Genomic DNA, 18,367 nt, shown 5'->3' with positions numbered 1-18,367 from the left:
TAACCTAATGCGACCCTCCTTAGGTCTTGCCGCGCTGCTGGCCGCGGCTTCGTTGCTTGCCGGCGCCTGTTCGTCAGGGGAGGGCGACGGCGCCGGCTCCTCGTCCGGCTCCGGGGAGGCGCTCGCCTCCCCGGTGACCGTCGAGCACCGCTTCGGCACCACGACGATCAAGGAGGTCCCGAAGCGGATCGTCACCATCGATCTGCAGTGGACCGACGTCATGCTGGCCATGGGCGTCGAACCGGTCGCCTACTCGGTCGACTCCCTGATGCCCGAGTCCGGCCCGCCGTGGCAGGAACTGCCGGGCGGCGCGAAGGCCCTGGCACTCGACGACGGCGTCCCGGTCGAGCAGATCCTCGCGCTCGAACCTGACCTCGTGCTGAGCACCTACTCGCTCAACGACGAGGAGACCTACTCGCTGCTCGCCAACCGGGTCCCCACGATCGTGGGCCCCAAGGACGAGACGCAGGTGACGCCGTGGCAGGACCTGGTCCGCACGGCCGGGAAGTTCCTCGACCGGTCGGACAGGGCCGAGGAGGTGATCGGCTCGGTCGACGAGAAGGTCACCGCCGCCGCCACCGAGTTCACCGGCCTCAAGGACAGGACTTTCACCCTGGCCCAGTACATCGTGGGGGAAGCGGTCTACGTGGTGGCCGACGAGAAGGACGGGTCGAGCCTGCTGTTCGGCGGCCTGGGGATGCGGCTGAACCCGGACGTGCTGGCCGAGGGGAGGAAAACCGGCGACACCCGGGTCAACGTCGGCACCGAGCGGGCCGACCTGCTGCGCGCGGACCTGCTGGTGTTCCTGGTCAACGGCGGTGACGAGAGCGACCTGGCCGACATCCCCGGTTTCGCCGACCTGCCGGGCACGGTCGCGCTGCTGGACTACCCGACGGTCGTCGGGCTGAACACGCCATCGCCGCTGTCGATCCCCTACGTGCTCGACGAGTTGCGGCCCAAGCTGGCCGAAGCCAGCGGTGGCGGCGCCTGAGCGGACCACCGCACCGCCGAACGGGCGGCTCGCGTTCGGGTTGGTGACGCTGGCCGTGGTGCTGGCGGTGGTGTCGGTGGTCAGCATCGCCGTCGGTGCCCGGTCGGTCGGGCTGGGTGTCGTGCTGGACGTGGTGGGCGGCAACGGTTCCGGCTCGTCGGACCACCAGGTGGTGGCCGCGAGGCTGCCCCGGCTGTTCGCCGGGTTGCTGGTCGGGGCCGGGCTCGGCCTGGCGGGTGCGGTCATGCAGGGGGTGACTCGCAACCCGCTGGCCGATCCCGGCCTGTTCGGGGTGAACGCGGGGGCGGCGTTCGCGGTGGTGGCGGCGATCTCGTGGTTCGGCGTCGACGAGCCGCTGCGCTACGTGTGGTTCGCGTTCGCCGGGGCGGCGGTGGTCGGCGCGGCGGTGTACGCGGTCGGCTCGATGGGGGGCGGCGGCGCGACCCCGGTCAAGATCACCTTGGCGGGGGCGGCGGTCAACGCCGTGCTGTTGTCGGTGACCACGGCCGTGCTGCTGACCGACTCGGCGACGTTCAACCAGCACCGGTTCTGGACGGTCGGGTCGATCGCCGGCCGGCGCGGTGACCTGGTCGCGCAACTGGCGCCGTTCCTGCTCGCCGGTGTGGTGTTGGCGCTGGTCGCCGGCCGGCTGCTCAACGTCCTGGCCCTCGGCGACGACGTCGCGCGGGGCCTTGGTCAGCGGGTCGGGTCGGCCAGGGCACTGGCCGGCGCGGCGACGATCCTGTTGTGCGGCGCGGCGACGGCGATCGCCGGGCCGATCTCGTTCGTCGGGTTGCTGGTGCCGCACGTGGCGCGCCGGATCACCGGCCCGGACCAGCGGTGGATCCTGCCGTACTCGATGCTGCTGGCGCCGGTCCTGCTGCTGGGCTCGGACGTGCTCGGCCGGGTGGTCGCCCCGCCGGGCGAGATCCAGGTCGGCGTCGTGCTGGCGTTCGTCGGCGCGCCGTTCCTGATGGTGTTGCTGCGCAACAGGAAACTGCGGGAGCTGTGATGGCGCTGGAGGTCGTCGTGCGGACGCGGCGGGCCGGGCGGGCCAGGGCGTCGGCGGTGTGCCTGACGCTGGCCGTGCTGTGCTTCGCGGTGCTGTGCGTGTCGCTGGCCCTCGGCGACGTCACCATCCCGGTGTTCGACGTCGTGGCGACGTTGTTCGGCGGCGGGGACGCGGGCGCCGGCTACATCGTCACCGAACTGCGGCTGCCGCGCGGGCTGGTCGCGGTGCTGGCCGGTGCGGCGTTCGGGCTGTCCGGCGCGATCTTCCAGTCGCTCACCCGCAACTCGCTGGCCAGCCCCGACATCATCGGCATCACCGCCGGGGCGAGCGCGGCGGCGGTGGTGGCGCTGCTGGTGTTCAACGTGCGTGGCGCCGGGGTGTCGCTGGCGGCCCTGGCCGGCGCGCTCGGCTCGGCGGCGGTGATCTACGCGGTGGCCTGGCGGGGAGGGGTCAGCGGCTACCGCTTCGTCCTGTCCGGCGTCGCGATGGCCGCGATGCTGACCAGCGTGGTGTCCTACTGCCTGACCAGGGTCGAGGTGCACCTGGCGCGGGACGCGCTGGCGTGGCTGACCGGCAGCCTGAACGCCAAGTCCTGGGACACCGCCACGACCCTGGGGATCGGCGTGGCGATCCTGGCCCCGGCGGCCCTGGTCGCCGGTCGCTGGCTGACCGCCCTGCAGGTCGGCGACGACCTGGCACGCGTACAGGGTGTCCACGTCGAACGAGCCAGGCTGGGCCTGCTGGCCGTGGCGGTGGCCCTGGCCGCCGTGGCGACCGCGGCGGTGGGCCCGGTCGCGTTCGTGGCGTTCGTCGCCGGCCCCATCGCCCGCCGCCTCGCCGGCGGCGGCGGTCCGGGCCTGGTCCCGGCGGCCCTGGTGGGGGCGCTGGTGATGACCGCCGCGGACGTCGTCGGCCAGCACGCCATCGCGGGAACCCAGTTCCCGGTGGGCGTGGTGACCGCGATCATCGGCGGCCCGTACCTGCTGTGGCTGCTGGTGATCACCAACCGGGTGGGCCGGGGGGACTGAGAAAGGGTGACCATGGGCGAACTGCGAGGGCATGACCTGTCGCTGGCGTACGGCAGCAGGCGGGTGGTGAGCGACCTGTCGATCGACGTGCCGACCGGGCGGATCACCGTGATCGTCGGCGCCAACGCCTGCGGCAAGTCGACCCTGCTCCGCGGCCTCGCGCGGCTGCTGGCCCCCGAGTCCGGCACGGTGACCCTGGACGGTCGGGACATCCACTCGCTGCCGACCAGAACCGTGGCCCTGCGCCTTGGCCTGTTGCCCCAGTCGCCGGCCAGCCCCGAAGGCATCGTGGTCGCCGACCTGGTCGGCAGAGGCCGCTACCCCCACCACGGCTGGTTCCGCCGCCACACCACCGGCGACGACGAGGCCGTCGCGCGTGCCCTGGCCGCCACCGACACCACCGACCTGGCCGCCCGCACGGTGGACGAACTGTCCGGCGGCCAGCGACAACGGGTCTGGATAGCGATGGCGCTGGCCCAGGAGACCGACCTGCTCCTGCTGGACGAGCCGACGTCGTTCCTGGACGTCGGTCACCAGGTCGAGGTGCTGGACCTGCTCACCGACCTCAACCACACCGAGGGCAAGACCATCGTGCTGGTCCTGCACGACCTGAACCTGGCCTGCCGCTACGCCGACCACCTGATCGCCATGAAGGACGGCCGGATCGTCACCCAGGGACCGCCGGCGGAGTCGGTCACCGAACAGATGGTGAGCACCGTGTTCGGCATGCCGTCGCAGGTCGTCCCCGATCCGGTGTCCGGAACACCGATGGTCGTCCCCATCGGCCGCCACCACACCCGCGAGTACGCCTAGCCCGAGACCAGCGCCCGTGCCTGGGTCGACCGGGCGATGAGCGCCGGGTGGCCGCTGGCGTGCGCGACCCGGCACGCCCGCGCGAGGGTCGTCCCGGCCGGGCGGCCGGCGGCGTGCTCGGTCAGTCCCAGGCCGACCAGCGCGCGCACGGTCACCTCCGGGTCGTGCCCGCCGCCGGCCAGGACGCGGGTCAGGTGGGCGCGCGCGGTGTCCAGCCGCCCGGCACGCAGGGCGACCTCACCCAGGCCGAGGCGGGCGTAGGTCTCGCCGAGCCGCACCGACCTCTCGGCGGCCAGCCCGGCGGCCCGGTCGTAGAGTTCGGCGGCCCGGTCGTACTCGCCGGTCGCCGCGTGCACCGACGCCAGCCCGCACAGCTTGAACGGGATCTCGCCGAGGAAACCGAGCCGCTCGGCGATCCCGAGACCGCGCCGGTACAGCGCGGCCGCCCGCTCGTACTCGCCGGCCGACTCGGCCAGCGACGCCAGCGTCTCGGCCGCGAGCAGCTGCCCCCACTGGTCGCCCAGGTCCTCGAACGCCGCCAGGCTCCCGGACGCCGCCGCTCGCGCGGCGGCCAGGTCGCCCCTGGTCTGGGCGTGCCAGGCGGTGGTGTTCAGCGCGGCGGCGGTGACCCACCGGTCGCCGCCGGCCCGCGCCTGCGCCAGCGCCTCCGCGACCAGCCGTTCGCTCGCGGGCCCGTCCACGCCGAACAGGCACGCGCCGAGGAACCAGCGCTGCCGGCAGGTCAGCGGACCGGGGTCGTCGTGGCGGGACGCGCCGGTCAGCACGGCGAACGCCGCCCGGGCGGCCGGTGGGGCGTGGTGTCCGTGCTCGAACCGGCCGCGCAGGAACCAGTACCACGTCAACGCCTCGCCCAGCCGGTCGTCGGTGGCGCGGCGCAGCGCGACGCGCAGGTTGGCGGTCTCGGCGTCGAGCAGGCGAAGCCACCGGCCCTGTTCGGCGCCGCGCAGGCCGGGGTCGGCGCGTTCGGCGAGCGCGGTGAGGTACGCGTCGTGGCGCCGTTCCAGCTCGGCCAGCTCCCCGCCCTCGGCGAGCCGCTCGGCACAGTACGCGGCGACCGACCGGGACAGCGTGAACCGGCCGTCCCGCGCCACCACCACGCAGCGGTCGACCAGCCGGCCGAGCAGATCGACGGTGCTCTCGCCACCGACCTCGCTGCCGCACACGGCTTCGGCCGCGTCGATCGTGCAGCCACCGACGAAGACCGCGAGCCGGCGCAGCACCACCTGTTCGGCCTCGGTGAGCAGCTCCCAGCTCCAGTCGATGACCGCGCGCAGGGTCTGCTGGCGGGCCGGTCCGCGCCCGGTGGAGAGCAGGCGGAACCGGGCGTCCAACCGGCGGGCCACCTCACCGACCCCCAGCGACGGCACTCGCGCCGCCGCCAGCTCCAGCGCCAGCGGGATCCCGTCCAGCTCCCGGCAGATCGTGGCGACCCCGTCCTCGTTCCGGTCGCCGGTGTACCCGGCCTCGGTGGCCCGCGCGGTGAACAACCGGCGTGCGGCGTCGGGTGCCAGCGGCCCGACGGCCCGCACCCGCTCACCGGCGATCCGCAGCGGCTCGCGGCTGGTGGCGAGGATCCGCAGCCGGGCAGCGGCGCCCAGCAGGTGCGCGGCGAGCTCGGCGACCGGCCCGACGACGTGCTCGGCGTTGTCGAGCACCAGCACCACCGCCCGTTCCCGCACGGCCGCCACCACCCGCTCCACCACCGGCACGGGCGGCCCGGCCGGCGCGGCGTCGACCCCGAGCGCGGTCGCGACCAGGGCGGCGACGTCGTCCACCCCGACGGGTCGCTCGCTGCGCGCGGGGTGGTCGAGGGTCGCCAGCTCCACCAGCCGCACGTCGTTGGCCAGCGTGCCCGCCACCGCGATCGCCAGCCGGGTCTTGCCGACCCCGCCGGGCCCGGTGAGCGTGACCAGCCGCCCGGCGTCGAGCAACGCCCCGGTCGCGGCGACATCCTCGTCGCGGCCCACGATCTCGGTCAGCGGCACCGGCAGCGCGCCGTGGGCCGGGCGGGCCGGCGCGAGCGACGGGTCGTGGCGCAGGATCGCCCGGTGCAGCGCCGCCAGCTCGGGCGACGGGTCGGCACCCAGCTCGCTGGCGAGTCGTTCGCGCAGGTCCTGGTAGGTGGCCAGGGCGTCACCCGGCCGGCCGGCGCGGTAGAGGACCCGCATGTAGGCCGCGCGGGACTGCTCACGCAACGGATGTCGGCCGACGACGTCGGCGAGCGGGCCGACCAGGTGCTCGTGCCGACCCAACGCCAGCTCGGCCGCCGCGTACTCCTCGGTGGCGGCCAGCCGCTGGTCCTCCAGGCGGGCGACGGTCTCCCGCAGGGCCGGCTCGTCGGCGAACTCGGCGAACGCCGGCCCGCGCCACAGCGCCAGCGCCTCCCCGAGCAGCGCACCCCGCTCGGCGGCGTCCGCACCGGCCCTGGCCTGCTCCACCAGCAGCGCGAACCACCCGGCGTCGGTGTCCGCACCGACCAGCGCGTACCCGGGCGGACGCCACACGACCAGCTCCCGGCCACCCGGCTCGACGGCCAACGCCCGGCGCAGCTGGGACACCTTGCCGCGCAGCACCGCCGGCGGGTCGGCCGGTGGGGCGGTGCTCCACAGCGCCTCGACGAGCCGGTCGACGGGGACCGGGCGGCCCTGCTCGCCCAACAGCAGGGCCAGCAGCAGCCGGACCTTCACCTCCGGGACCGTGACCGGCGTGCCGTCCCCGGTCCACGCCGTCAGCGGGCCGAGCACGCCAAACCGCATGTCGCCCACGGTAGCCCGGCCACCGACACCCGATCGCCATCCGACCACGACCCGGTCCGGTGAGGGTCGCGGCATGTCCACCGACACCTCGACCCGCGCCGGACTCCGGGAGTGGCTCGGCCTCGCCGTGCTGGCCCTGCCGACGGTCCTGCTGGCGCTCGACCTGACCGTGCTCCACCTGGCCCTGCCGCACCTGGGCGCCGATCTCGGCGCCAGCAACACCGAGCTGCTGTGGATCACCGACGTGTACGCGTTCATGGTGGCCGGTGCCCTGATCACCATGGGCACACTGGGTGACCGGATCGGGCGGCGGCGGCTGCTGCTCATCGGCGCCGCCGCGTTCACCGCCGCGTCGGTGCTCGCCGCGTACTCCACCAGCCCCGAGATGCTGATCGCCACCAGGGCGCTGCTCGGACTCGCCGGCGCCACCCTCGGCCCGTCCACCCTGTCCCTGATCGGCACGATGTTCCGCGACCCACGGCAACGCTCACTGGCGATCGGCTTGTGGCTGACCGCGTTCTCCCTGGGCGGCGCGCTGGGCCCGGCGGTCGGCGGCATCCTGCTGGAGTACTTCTGGTGGGGTTCGGTGTTCCTGCTGGGAGTGCCGGTGATGGTGGTGCTGCTGGTCACCGGCCCGCTGTTGCTGCCGGAGTACCGCGCCCCGCGACCGGGCCGTCTGGATCTGGTGAGCGTCGCGCTGTCGCTGGCCGCGCTGTTGCCGGTCATCTACGGGGTGAAGGAGATCGCCCGCTCCGGGCTGGGGGTCGTGCCGGTGGCGGCGATCGTGGCCGGTGCTGTCGCGGGGGTGGTGTTCGTGCGTCGTCAGCGCCGGATCGCCGACCCGCTGCTGGACCTGACGTTGTTCGGCAGCCGCAGGTTCTCCGGGGCGTTGGTGGGGCTGATGCTGGGCGCGGTGACGCTCTACGCGTTCACGTTCTACTTCACCCAGCACCTGCGACTGGTCGACGGTCTCTCGCCGCTGCGGGCGGGGTTGTGGTTCGTGCCGCTGGCCATGGCGACGGTGGTGGCCGCGACGGTGTCGCCGCTGCTGGCACGCAGGTTCCGGCCGGAGCGGGTGATCGCCGGGGGTCTGGTCGTCGCCTCGGTGGGTTTCGTCGCGCTGGCGGTGTCGGACACCGGGGCCGGGTTGCCGACGCTGATCGGTGCGGGGGTGGCGATCGGTGTGGGCATCAACCCCCTGCTGGTCCTGGGAACCGACCTGGTCGTCGGGTCCGCCCCACCCGACCGGACCGGCTCGGCGGCGGCGATCTCGGAGTCCGGTAGCGAGTTGGGCGCTGGGGTGGGCATCGCCGCGTTCGGCACGCTCGGAACGACCGTGTACGGCACCGAGGTCGCCGCCGCGATGCCTCCGGAGGTGCCGGCGGAGGTGGCGGCCGAGGCCAGGGACAGCATCGTCGGCGCCTTCGCCGTGGTGGCGGATCTGCCGGCCCCGGTGGGCGAGCGGCTGCTGGCGGTGGCCCGCGAGGCGTTCGTGTCAGGTATGGGCGTGGTGTCCGGTGCGAGCGCCGCGGTACTGGTGGGGACCGCGGTGCTGGTGCTGGTGATGCTCGGCCGACGGACCTGACTTCGGGTCCCTCCGGCGCGGAACTGCCGACGCCGTAGGCTTTTCCGGGCCGTCCGTTCCCTGTTTGCCGGAGGTCCGCTGGTGAGGGCAGTGACCCGCCGCCCGACGGTGTGGTGGTGGTGCGGTGGGGTTGTCGCCGTTCTGGTGTTCGTGTTGGTCACCTGTCTGACCATTCCGGGGGCGTTACCGGATCTGAAGGTGTACCGCGCGGGCGGCTCGGCGTGGTTACGGGGGATCTCCTTGTACACCCAGGATTTTCCGTCCTGGTTGCCGTTCACCTATCCGCCGGTGGCGGCGGTGCTGTTCAGTGCGCTGGCGGTCATGCCGTTCGTGGTGGCGGCGTTGGTGTTGACGGTCGTGGGGCTGGTGGCGTTGACGGTCTCCACCCTGTTCGCCGTGCCGGGGACGGTCGGTGAGCGGTTACCCGGGCCGCTGGTGGCCGTGGCGGTGGTGGCCGCCGCGCTGCTGGTCGAACCGGTGCGGGTGACGTTGACCTACGGGCAGGTCAACCTGCTGCTGATGGGCCTGGTGGCTCTCGACTGTCTGTTACCCCGCACGCGTTACCCGCGTGGACTGCTGATCGGGATCGCGGCGGCGGTCAAGCTCACGCCGGCCGTGTTCGTGCTGTACTTCCTGGCCCGGCGCCAGTACGTGCCGGCGGCGACGGCGGTCGGGACGTTCGTGGGGGTGACCGGGGTCGGGTTTCTGGTGGCACCTCGGGACAGTGTCGTCTACTGGTACACCACGGTGTTCGATCCCAACCGGATCGGCGGGGCGGATTTCGCGACCAACCAGTCGTTACGGGGCGCGTTGAGCCGGTTCGACCTGTCGGCCGGGTTGACGCAGGCCGCGTGGTTGTTGCTGGCCGTGGCGGTGTTGGGGTTGGCCTGGCAGGGGGCGCGGCGGGCCGACGAACCGGTGACGGCGTTGCTGGTGGTGGCGGCGGCGGGTTTGGCGGTGTCGCCGGTGTCGTGGTCGCACCACTGGGTGTGGGTCGTGCCGGCGGTGGTGGCCTGGGGGTTGCGCGGGGACCGGTGGTACGGCGCCGTGGTGGTGGCGGCGGTGTTCGCGGTGGGGCATCGGTACCTGCCCTACGGGCGGGACCGGGAGTTGGACTGGGTGTGGTGGCAGCACGTGCTGGGGAACAGCTATCTGCTTGCCGCGTTGGGGTTCCTGTGTTGGGCGGCGGTGGGCAGGCGGGTCGGTCTGCCGAACCCCGCGCGAGCCGCCTCCTGAACCACGGGGCGCGCCCCGAATCTCCCGCGCGGGCCGCCAGCCGTGGCGACCTGACGACGACCTTCCTCGTCATCCCCACTGCTCCACTATGTGGAATGGGTTCCCACATTGTCTTCGTGGGCTCTAGCGTCGGGGGACCCAGGGCAGAGGACGGGAGGGGTCGTGTCGATCACCACTCAGGTGCCGGCGGTGGCTCCGGCGGAGGTTCGGGAGCGGCGGGCGCGGTTGCCGGACCTGCGGCGATGGATCAGTCCGGTGGCGTTGATCCTGTTGTGGCAGGCCGCCAGCGCCACCGGGCTTCTCACCGAGGACAAGCTCAGTTCTCCGCTCACCGTGCTGCGCGCCGGTGTGGACACGGCGCGCTCCGGGGAACTCGGGGAGGCGTTCGTGGTGTCGATCGGGCGGGTCGGGCTCGGGTTCCTGGTGGGCGCCGGTGTCGCGCTCCTGCTGGGGATCGTCGCCGGGTTGTCCAGTTGGGGCAATGTGCTCATCGATCCGCCGGTGCAGATGCTGCGCACCCTGCCGTTCCTCGGGCTCATCCCGCTGCTGATCCTGTGGTTCGGGATCGGGGAGGCACCGAAGATCGTTCTGGTGGCGTTGGGCGTGGCTTTTCCGCTCTACCTCAACGTGCACTCCGGGATTCGCAACGCCGATGACCAGCTCGTCGAGGCCTCCCGGGCGTTGGGGTTCACCCGGTTCGAGCGGCTCTGGCACGTGATCCTTCCCGCCGCCGTGCCGCAGGCGTTGGTGGGGTTGCGGCAGTCGTTGGGGATCGCCTGGTTGGCGTTGATCGTCGGGGAAACGGTCAACGCCGACGCGGGATTGGGCTATCTGATCAACAACGCGCGGGAGTTCCTGCGGACCGACGTGATCGTCGTGGGGTTGATCGTCTACGCCGTGCTGGGGCTGGTTACCGACGCTGTGGTCCGTCTGGTGGAGAGGAGGGCGTTGCGGTGGCGGCAGAGCTGACCGTCGAGGTCAACGGGCTCGTTCGGAGCTTCGGGAATCGGACCGTCCTGTCGGGACTTGACGTGACGATCGGGGCGGGGGAGTTCGTCGCCCTGTTGGGGCGCAGCGGCTCCGGGAAGTCGACGTTGTTGCGGGTGTTGGCGGGGCTTGATCCGGCCGCCGACGGGCGGATCTCGGTGAAGGGGCGGGTTTCGGTCGCTTTTCAGCAGCCCCGGTTGCTGCCATGGCGGCGGGTGTGGCGCAACGTCGTGCTCGGGCTGCGCGGCCGGGGGACCGACCGCGCGCTGGCCGAGCGGGCACTGGACGAGGTCCAGCTCGGGCACCTCGCCGACGCCTGGCCGCGCACCCTGTCCGGCGGTGAGGCGCAACGACTGTCGCTGGCCAGGGCCCTGGTGCGGGAACCCGATCTCCTCCTGCTCGACGAACCGTTCGGCGCCCTGGACGCCCTCACCCGGATCGCCATGCACGAGCTGGTGGTGGACCTGTGGCAACGCCACCGGCCCGGCGTTCTGCTGGTGACCCACGACGTCGACGAGGCCCTGCTGCTCGCCGACCGTGTGCTGATTCTCGACGGTGGCGTGATCACCGCCGAACACATCCTGACCAGCCGGCGCCCCCGCCGGGCGGTCGACCACGCCGACGTGCGTGGACTGGTACTGAACGGATTGGGAGTGACCGAACGTGCGAGTACGTGAGGCGGCCGGGCTGTTACTGCTGACCGTGGCGATCACCGCGTGTGGGGCGGGGACGACGCCCGTGGACCAGGGTGTGCCGGACGAGGTCGACGCCGGGGAACTGGCGGGGGTCACGTTGCGGGTGGCCGACCAGAAAGGAGGCTCGCAGGCCCTGTTGACCGCCGCCGGGCTGCTGGACGACCTGCCCTACGAGATCGAGTGGTCGACATTCACCTCCGGGCCGCCGTTGCTGGAGGCGATCTCGGCCGGCGGCGCGGACATCGGCCGGGTCGGTAACACGCCGCCGATCTTCGCGGCCGCCGCGAACGCGAAGCTGGCGGTGGTCGCCAGTTCGCGGGGCGGCGTGCGGGGGGACGCGGTTCTCGTGCCCGACGGGTCGCCGTTGCGAAAGGTGGCTGATCTGCGGGGAAGGACGATCGGCGTGGCCAAGGGGAGTTCGGCGCACGGCCAGGTGTTGCTGAACCTGACCAGGGCGGGGCTGTCCGTCGACGACGTCACGTTCTCGTTCCTGCAGCCGGCCGACGCCTACGGGGCGTTCCGGCAGGGGGAGCTGGACGCCTGGGCCGTGTGGGACCCCTACACCGCGCAGGCGATCGGCCAGGCGCGGGCTCGGGTGCTGGCCGACGGGGAGGGCATCGCCAACGGGTACTCGTTCCTGGCGGCCGGTCGGGAGTCGTTGGCGGACCCGGCGCGGCACACGGCGATCGCCGAGTTCGTCACGCGGCACGCCAGGGCCGAGCGGTGGGCCGACGGCCACCGGCAGGAGTGGGCGCGGGTGTGGGCACGGGAGACCGGGCTCGATCCGGCGGTGGCGCGGGCGGCGGTGGACAACGGGCCGGACGTCCCGGTGCCGCTCGACGACGAGGTGGTCGCCTCCCAGCAGGAGTTGGCCGACGCGTTCACCGGGGCGAAGGTCCTGCCGGGCGAGGTCGACTTCGCGGCGTTCGTCGACCGGCGCTATGTCGCGGCGCTGGCCGGGGAGGTGGCCAGGTGACGCTGCGCCTGCACTGGTTCCTGCCGACCTCCGGCGACGGTCGCACGATCGTGGAACGCTTCCACGCCAACAAGTCGCTCGGGCCGGCCGCCGCCCGTGGTCCGGACATCGACTACCTGGCCCAGGTCGCCTCGGCGGCCGAGCGGCTGGGGTTCGCCGGGGTGCTCACGCCGACCGGCACGTGGTGCGAGGACGCCTGGCTGACCACCGCCGCGCTCATCCGCGAGACCCGCACGCTGAAGTTCCTGGTGGCCTTCCGGCCCGGGATCGTCTCGCCGACGCTGGCGGCCCAGATGGCGGCCAGCTACCAGCGGATCTCCGGCGGCCGGCTGCTGCTCAACGTGGTCACCGGCGGTGACGCGGTCGAGCAGCGCCGCTTCGGTGACTGGCACGACCACGACGCCCGCTACGCCCGCACCGACGAGTTCCTGACCATCGTGCGTGGCGCGTGGGGCGGTGAGCCGTTCGACTTCGCCGGCGAGCACCTCACGGTGGCCGGCGCGACCGTGCTCGCGCCGCCGGACCCGGTGCCGGGGATCTACTTCGGCGGCTCGTCGCCGGCGGCGTTGCCGGTCGCCGCCCGGCACGCCGACGTGTACCTGACCTGGGGTGAGCCGCCGGAGCAGGTCGCGGAGAAGATCGGCTCGGTGCGGGCGCTGGCGGAGGCGGCGGGGCGCACGGTGCGTTTCGGTATCCGGCTGCACGTCATCACCCGGGACACCGCCGAGCAGGCGTGGGCCGAGGCGGCGCGGTTGCTGGCCGCGCTCGACCCCGTGCAGGTGCGCCGGGCCCAGGAGCAGCTGTCCGCGAGCGAGTCGGTCGGGCAGCGGCGGATGGTCGCGTTGCACGGCGGCGGGCTCGACCGGGGCGTGCGCGGGCTGGAGATCCACCCGAACCTGTGGGCGGGGGTCGGGCTGGTGCGCGGCGGGGCCGGCACCGCGCTGGTCGGCAGCCACGCGGAGGTGGCCGAGCGGATCGCCGAGTACCACGCGTTGGGCATCGACGAGTTCGTCCTCTCCGGCTACCCGCACCTGGAGGAGGCCTACTGGTTCGCCGAAGGGGTGCGGCCGGAGCTTGATCGGCGTGGTCTGACGTCAGACGAACTGCTGCAGTCCAAATCATCTATATGATAAGTTGGCTTCGTTCCCGACCAAGGGGTTGGTATGGACGAGGCCTATCGGCTGGAGCACCGCTACGAACGGCCGGCCGGCCGGGTGCAGCTCAACGGAGACCAGGCACTGGTACGCCTGCTCCTTGAGCAGCGCCGGGCCGACCGGCGCGCCGGCCTCGACACCAGCGGCTACGTCTCGGGCTACCGGGGCTCCCCGCTGGGCGGGCTCGACCTGGAGCTGGGCCGCGCCCGCGCCCAGCTCAGCGCCGAGGACGTCCACTTCGAACCCGGGGTCAACGAGGACCTCGCCGCCACCGCCGTCCTGGGCACCCAGCAGGCCCCGCTGCTGCCCGGCAGCCGCCGCGACGGTGTGTTCGCCCTCTGGTACGGCAAGGGCCCCGGCGTCGACCGCTCCGGCGACGCGCTCAAGCACGGCAACCTCGCCGGGGTGGCCCGCCACGGCGGCGTGCTGGTCGTCGCCGGGGACGACCCGGCGGCGAAGTCCTCGTCGCTGGCCCACCAGAGCGAGCCGACGCTGATGGCCGCCGGCATCCCGGTGGTCAATCCGGCGACCCTGCTCGACGTCCTCACCCTCGGCCGGCACGCATGGGCGATGTCCCGGGCCAGCGGCTGCTGGGTCGGCCTCAAGGTCGTCACCAACCTGATGGACAGCTTCGCCTCGGTCGAGCTGCCCACCGGCCTGGACGTGCGGCTGCCCGACACCCCGCTGCCCGACGGCGACCACGTCGCCTGGTCGAAGCCGGCGCTGGCGATGGAACGCAGCCTCGTCGAGCGCCGGCTCCCCCGCGTCGGCGAGTACTGGCGGCTCAACGGCCTCGACCGCGTGCACCGCGCGTCGGCCGGCGACCGGATCGGCATCGCCGCCGCCGGCCGCACCTACCTGGAGCTGCGGGAGGCCCTCGACCGGCTCGGCGTCGACGAACCCGCCCGCGAACGCCTCGGCCTGCGCCTGTACCGGATCACGCTGAGCTGGCCGCTGGAACCGGCCGGCGCCCGGGAGTTCGCCGATGGCCTGCGCGACGTGCTGGTCGTGGAGGAGAAGCAGCCGCTGATCGAACAGCAGCTCGCCCGCCAGCTCTACGGGCAGGCCGACCGGCCCCGGCTGGCCGGCAAGCTCGACACCGACGGCCGCCCGCTCGTCCCGGCCACCGGCGAGCTGACCGCCGCCACCCTCCGCCCGCTGCTCGCCCGCTGGCTCGCCACCGTCGCCCCCGGCTGGACGCCGCCGCACAGCCGCGCGGTCCCGCCGCCGCTGCGACTGCTCACCCCGGCCCGCCAGGCCGGGTTCTGCGCCGGCTGCCCGCACAACCTGTCGACCACCGTGCCCGAGGGCAGCGTCGCGCTCGGCGGCATCGGCTGCCACGGCATGGCCGTGGGCATGCCCGACCGGGAGACCCTGACGCTGACCCAGATGGGCGGCGAGGGCGCCACCTGGATCGGCATGTCGCCGTTCGTCGGCGAGCGGCACGTGTTCCAGAACCTCGGCGACGGCACGTACTTCCACTCCGGACTGCTGGCCGTGCGGGCGGCGGTCGCCGCCGGGGTGAACATCACCTACAAGGTCCTCGCCAACGGCGCCATCGCCATGACCGGCGGGCAGCCGATCGAGGGCGAGTCCCAGGACGGGGCCGAGCTGGTGCCGGGGATCGTGGCGCAGCTGCGGGCGCTGGGCGTCGGCGAGGTGGTGGTGGTCAACGACGGCACCCACGGCTACCCGCGCGGCGCGCTGCCCCGCGAGGTCGCCGTCGTGCACCGCGACCGTCTGGCCGAGGTGCAGGAACGGCTGCGGACCGTCCCCGGCGTGACCGCCGTCGTCTACGACCAGTTCTGCGCGGCCGAGGCCCGCCGGCTGCGCAAGCGTGACCGGCTGCCCACCCCCGCCAGCCGCGTGCTGATCAACGAACGGGTCTGCGAGGGCTGCGGGGACTGCAACCACGTCTCGTCGTGCATCGCCGTCGCGCCGGTGGAGACCGCCCACGGCCGCAAACGCCGCGTGGACCAGGCGGCGTGCAACCTCGACCTGTCCTGCGTGAAGGGCTACTGCCCCAGCTTCGTCACGGTCACCGGCGGTGTGCCGAGCGTGGCCGCGCCGGCCGACACGCCGTCGATCGACACCGCCGCGCTCGACCGGCGGATCGCCGCCCTGCCGGCGCCGCCGGAGCCCACCGGCGGCGCGGACGTGCTGATCACCGGGATCGGCGGCACCGGCGTGTCCACCGCCGGGGCCGTGCTGGGGATGGCCGCCCACCTCGACGGCCGGCAGGTCACCGTGCTCAACCAGACCGGGCTGGCGCAGAAGAACGGCCCGGTGAGCAGCCACATCCGGATCCGGCCCGACCTGCCGGCGCACGCCCGCCAGGTCGGCCCGGCCGACGTGCTGGTCGCCGCCGACCCGCTGACCACCGCCGACCCGGCGATCCTCGCGTTGCTCTCCGCCGAGCGCACCCAGGCGCTGGTGGACCTCGCGGTCGCGCCGACCACCGCCCTGGCCACCGACCCCGACCTCGACCTGAGCGCCGCGCCGGTGGTCGCCACCATCCGGGACCGCGCGGCGCACACCGTCGCGCTGCCGTTCAAGGCGCTGGCCGGCGCCGCGCTCGGCGCGAACGTCGAGGCCACGATGCTCATGCTCGGCCACGCGCTGCAACGCGGCCTGCTCGGCGTCACCCCCGCCGCCCTGGACCGGGCGATCGAGCTCAACGGCGTCGCCGTGGACACCAACCGGCGTGCGCTGGCGCTGGGCCGGCTGCTGGCCACCGACCCCGGCGCGCTCACCGGGCCGCCCGCCGAGCCGGACCAGCCAGGGGCCGCCGAGATCGCCGAGGACCGCGCGGCGAGCCTGGTCGCCTACCAGAACAGCGCCTACGCCCGGCGCTACCGCGCGCTGGTCGACGCGACGGTCGCCGCCGACCCCGGCGACGGCGCGCTGTCGCGGGCCGTGGCGACCTACTTCTTCAAGGTCATGGCCTACAAGGACGAGTACGAGGTGGCCCGGCTCTACACCGACGGGGTGTTCGCCGAGCAGCTGCGCGGCGAGTTCACCAGCCACCGGCGGATCGCGATCAACCTGGCGCCGCAACGGTTCTTCCCGCGTGACCGGCGCACCGGCCGGCCGCGCAAGGTCGCCATCCCCGGCCGGCTCGCGCTGCCAGCCCTGCGGGTGCTGGCCGCGTTGAAGGTCGTGCGCGGCGGACCACTGGACCTGTTCGGACATACCGCACACCGGCGGCGGGAACGGGCGCTGGTCGGGGAGTACGAGCGGCTGATCACCGAGATCCTGCCCTCGGTCACGCAGGACACCTACGCGATCGCCGTCGAACTGGCCAGCCTGCCCGAGCACGTGCGGGGCTACGGCGACATCAAGGACGCCACCCTGACCGAGACCCGGGCACGCGGGACCGCACTGCTGGCCACGTTCCACGAGTCGTCGCGATGAAAGGACCAGACGTGGAGACCTACGAGATCGAGCCCTACCCGACCGGCTGGTACCTGGTGGCCTTCGCCGACGAGGTCGAGCGGGCGGCCGTGCACCGGGTGCACTACTTCGGCCAGGACATCGTCCTGGTGCGGGGAGCCAGCGGCGCGGTCCGCGCGACCGAGCCGTACTGCCCGCACCAGGGCGCGCACCTGGGCGTCGGCGGCCGGGTCGACGGCGAGGACCTCGTCTGCCCGTTCCACGGCTGGCGCTGGGGACCGGACGGCACCAACATCCACATCCCGTACGCCCCAAAAGATCCCGACGCGCGCCTGCGGAGCTGGCCGACCCGTGAGGTCGACGGCAAGGTGTTTGTCTGGTACCACGCGCACGGCGGCGAACCCGACTGGGAGCCCACGCCGGTGCCCGAGTTCGACTCCCCCGACTACCCGCCGACCTGGCGCAGCGACCCGGTCGAGGTCAGGGTGGCCCTCCAGGACGTGATGGAGAACGGTGTGGACGCCGCGCACTTCGTCTCGGTGCACCGCGCCTACGGCATGCCGACGGTCAACGTGCTGGTCAACGACGGCCCGCACTTCGTCGCCGACATGCCCGACCAGAAGCTGCGCAGCGAGCGCGGCCCGTTCGACGCCAGCGTGTCCTCGGAGTTCTGGGGGCTGGGCATCGACATCGCCCGGATGCGCTCGGACTTCCTGTCGATCATCTACCAGATGCTCCAGACCCCGATCGACGAGGAACGGATCAGCGTCCGCTTCCACGTCACCGTGCGCCGCCTCAGCAGCGCCGACCCGGCCGCCGAGAGCCCGGAGTGGGTGGCCAGGATCGGCGAGGGGCTGGTCGAGGAGTTCCGCAACGACAAACTCATCTGGGACAACAAGATCTACCAGCCGCGTCCGCGCCTGGCGGCCAACGAGTCCCCGGTGCACGAGTTCCGCCGGTGGGCGCGGCAGTTCTACCCGTCGGTGACCCTGGCGGCGATGTAGTGGGCACCGAGGTGCGCACCGCGCTGGTGGTCGGCGGCAGCGGGGGAGTCGGCCGCGCCTGCGCCCTGGCGTTCGTCGGGGCCGGGTTCGAGGTCGTGCTCGCCGCCCGCGACCCGGACCGGCTCGCGGCGGCGGCCGCCGAGGTCGGCGCCCGGTCCTGGGTGGCGGCCGACTCGGCCGACGAGGACGGCGCGCGCCGGATCGCCGAGGCGGCCGGCCGGATCGACGTGCTGCTGGCCGGCGCCGGCGTCAACCCGGCGCGCGCCCCGGTGTCCGACACCGACCCGGCGACGTTCGACGCCATCCTGTCGGACAACCTGCGCTCGGTGTTCCTGCTGGCCAGGACCGCGCTGCCGCGGATGACCCGTGGCGGGCGGATGATCTTCGTGTCGTCCACCGCGGCCGCGCGTGGCCTGCCGGGCTTCGGTGCCTACGCGGCGTCCAAGGGCGGGCTGCGCGCGCTGGCCGGCTCCCTGGCCGGCGAGGTCGGCGCGCACGGCGTCAACGTCAGCGTGCTGACCCCGGGACCGGTCGACACCAGCATGTTCGACGCCGGCCCGCCCGGCGTCGCGTTGCTCGAACCACGCCAGGTCGCCCAGGCGGCCCGGTACCTCGCCGAGTTGGACCCGTCGGTGACCGTCGAGGAGCTGACCCTGCGGGCCAACCGCTTCCACGACGCCCCGACCAGCTGAATTCCCTTACCTGTCAAGGAGAGA

At 73.4% G+C, this 18,367-nt stretch carries 14 protein-coding genes; 13 read left to right on the top strand and 1 reads right to left on the bottom strand.

The window, feature by feature from the left end; genetic code table 11:
- The first annotated feature begins 7 nt into the window (after positions 1-7).
- Genes BLA60_RS31040 through BLA60_RS31025 form a run of 4 tightly spaced genes read left to right on the top strand, consistent with a single transcriptional unit; the run spans position 8 to position 3,844 of the window.
- Positions 8-991 (top strand): ABC transporter substrate-binding protein, encoded by a 984-nt coding sequence (locus BLA60_RS31040; RefSeq protein ID WP_075136577.1) that lies wholly within the window; start codon positions 8-10, stop codon positions 989-991.
- Positions 978-2,003, top strand: a complete 1,026-nt coding sequence (locus tag BLA60_RS31035) for a FecCD family ABC transporter permease (RefSeq protein ID WP_084735460.1) — start codon at positions 978-980, stop codon at positions 2,001-2,003. The genes BLA60_RS31040 and BLA60_RS31035 overlap by 14 nt, the downstream gene beginning before the upstream one ends.
- Complete coding sequence (locus BLA60_RS31030) at positions 2,003-3,031, top strand: FecCD family ABC transporter permease (protein ID WP_075136576.1); 1,029 nt, start codon at positions 2,003-2,005, stop codon at positions 3,029-3,031. The genes BLA60_RS31035 and BLA60_RS31030 overlap by 1 nt, the downstream gene beginning before the upstream one ends.
- 12 nt (positions 3,032-3,043) lie before the next feature.
- Entirely contained in the window at positions 3,044-3,844 is an 801-nt protein-coding gene (locus BLA60_RS31025; RefSeq protein ID WP_075136575.1) for an ABC transporter ATP-binding protein, read from the top strand.
- Here the strand turns inward: BLA60_RS31025 and BLA60_RS31020 are convergent.
- Positions 3,841-6,621, bottom strand: a complete 2,781-nt coding sequence (locus BLA60_RS31020) for an ATP-binding protein (protein WP_162293038.1) — start codon at positions 6,619-6,621, stop codon at positions 3,841-3,843. The genes BLA60_RS31025 and BLA60_RS31020 overlap by 4 nt on opposite strands.
- Positions 6,622-6,694: 73 nt before the next feature.
- On the opposite strand from BLA60_RS31020, the gene BLA60_RS31015 reads away from it, so the two are divergent.
- From BLA60_RS31015 to BLA60_RS44345, 9 genes are all read left to right on the top strand, one after another.
- Complete coding sequence (locus tag BLA60_RS31015; protein ID WP_075136573.1) at positions 6,695-8,206, top strand: MFS transporter; 1,512 nt, start codon at positions 6,695-6,697, stop codon at positions 8,204-8,206.
- A gap of 81 nt (positions 8,207-8,287) precedes the next feature.
- Positions 8,288-9,442 carry a glycosyltransferase 87 family protein gene (locus BLA60_RS31010; RefSeq protein WP_162293037.1) on the top strand — a complete coding sequence of 385 codons (1,155 nt, stop codon included), beginning with the start codon at positions 8,288-8,290 and terminating at the stop codon, positions 9,440-9,442.
- Positions 9,443-9,604: 162 nt separating this feature from the next.
- Positions 9,605-10,411 carry an ABC transporter permease gene (locus tag BLA60_RS31005; RefSeq protein WP_075136571.1) on the top strand — a complete coding sequence of 269 codons (807 nt, stop codon included), beginning with the start codon at positions 9,605-9,607 and terminating at the stop codon, positions 10,409-10,411.
- Positions 10,396-11,106 carry an ABC transporter ATP-binding protein gene (locus BLA60_RS31000; RefSeq protein ID WP_075136570.1) on the top strand — a complete coding sequence of 237 codons (711 nt, stop codon included), beginning with the start codon at positions 10,396-10,398 and terminating at the stop codon, positions 11,104-11,106. The genes BLA60_RS31005 and BLA60_RS31000 overlap by 16 nt, the downstream gene beginning before the upstream one ends.
- The gene (locus BLA60_RS30995; RefSeq protein ID WP_170108422.1) at positions 11,093-12,100 is read left to right on the top strand and encodes an ABC transporter substrate-binding protein; all 1,008 of its coding nucleotides are present in this window, start codon (positions 11,093-11,095) and stop codon (positions 12,098-12,100) included. The genes BLA60_RS31000 and BLA60_RS30995 overlap by 14 nt, the downstream gene beginning before the upstream one ends.
- A complete protein-coding gene (locus tag BLA60_RS30990) occupies positions 12,097-13,230 on the top strand; it encodes an LLM class flavin-dependent oxidoreductase (protein ID WP_075136569.1) in 1,134 nt (377 codons plus the stop codon). Before BLA60_RS30995 ends, BLA60_RS30990 begins: the two co-directional genes overlap by 4 nt.
- A 33-nt stretch (positions 13,231-13,263) precedes the next feature.
- On the top strand, positions 13,264-16,668 hold the full coding sequence (locus BLA60_RS30985) for an indolepyruvate ferredoxin oxidoreductase family protein (protein ID WP_075136568.1): 3,405 nt from the start codon (positions 13,264-13,266) through the stop codon (positions 16,666-16,668).
- An 11-nt stretch (positions 16,669-16,679) separates the two neighbouring features.
- Positions 16,680-17,651 (top strand): Rieske 2Fe-2S domain-containing protein, encoded by a 972-nt coding sequence (locus tag BLA60_RS30980; RefSeq protein WP_075136567.1) that lies wholly within the window; start codon positions 16,680-16,682, stop codon positions 17,649-17,651.
- Positions 17,651-18,343, top strand: a complete 693-nt coding sequence (locus BLA60_RS44345; protein WP_162293036.1) for an SDR family oxidoreductase — start codon at positions 17,651-17,653, stop codon at positions 18,341-18,343. Before BLA60_RS30980 ends, BLA60_RS44345 begins: the two co-directional genes overlap by 1 nt.
- Positions 18,344-18,367 lie beyond the last annotated feature (24 nt).

It is taken from the genome of Actinophytocola xinjiangensis (assembly GCF_001921215.1).
In the GTDB taxonomy this organism is placed as follows: domain Bacteria; phylum Actinomycetota; class Actinomycetes; order Mycobacteriales; family Pseudonocardiaceae; genus Actinophytocola; species Actinophytocola xinjiangensis.
Note: the sequence above shows the minus strand (reverse complement) of the source record. Positions and strands in the feature narration are given on the sequence as shown.

Excerpts from the sequence above, each read along its gene's own strand:
- BLA60_RS31040 (WP_075136577.1), top strand. The coding sequence starts at position 8 with ATGCGACCCTCCTTAGGTCTTGCCGCGCTGCTGGCCGCGGCTTCGTTG.
- BLA60_RS31030 (WP_075136576.1), top strand. The coding sequence starts at position 2,003 with ATGGCGCTGGAGGTCGTCGTGCGGACGCGGCGGGCCGGGCGGGCCAGG.
- BLA60_RS31025 (WP_075136575.1), top strand. The coding sequence starts at position 3,044 with ATGGGCGAACTGCGAGGGCATGACCTGTCGCTGGCGTACGGCAGCAGG.
- BLA60_RS31020 (WP_162293038.1), bottom strand. The coding sequence starts at position 6,621 with ATGCGGTTTGGCGTGCTCGGCCCGCTGACGGCGTGGACCGGGGACGGC.
- BLA60_RS31015 (WP_075136573.1), top strand. The coding sequence starts at position 6,695 with ATGTCCACCGACACCTCGACCCGCGCCGGACTCCGGGAGTGGCTCGGC.
- BLA60_RS30985 (WP_075136568.1), top strand. The coding sequence starts at position 13,264 with ATGGACGAGGCCTATCGGCTGGAGCACCGCTACGAACGGCCGGCCGGC.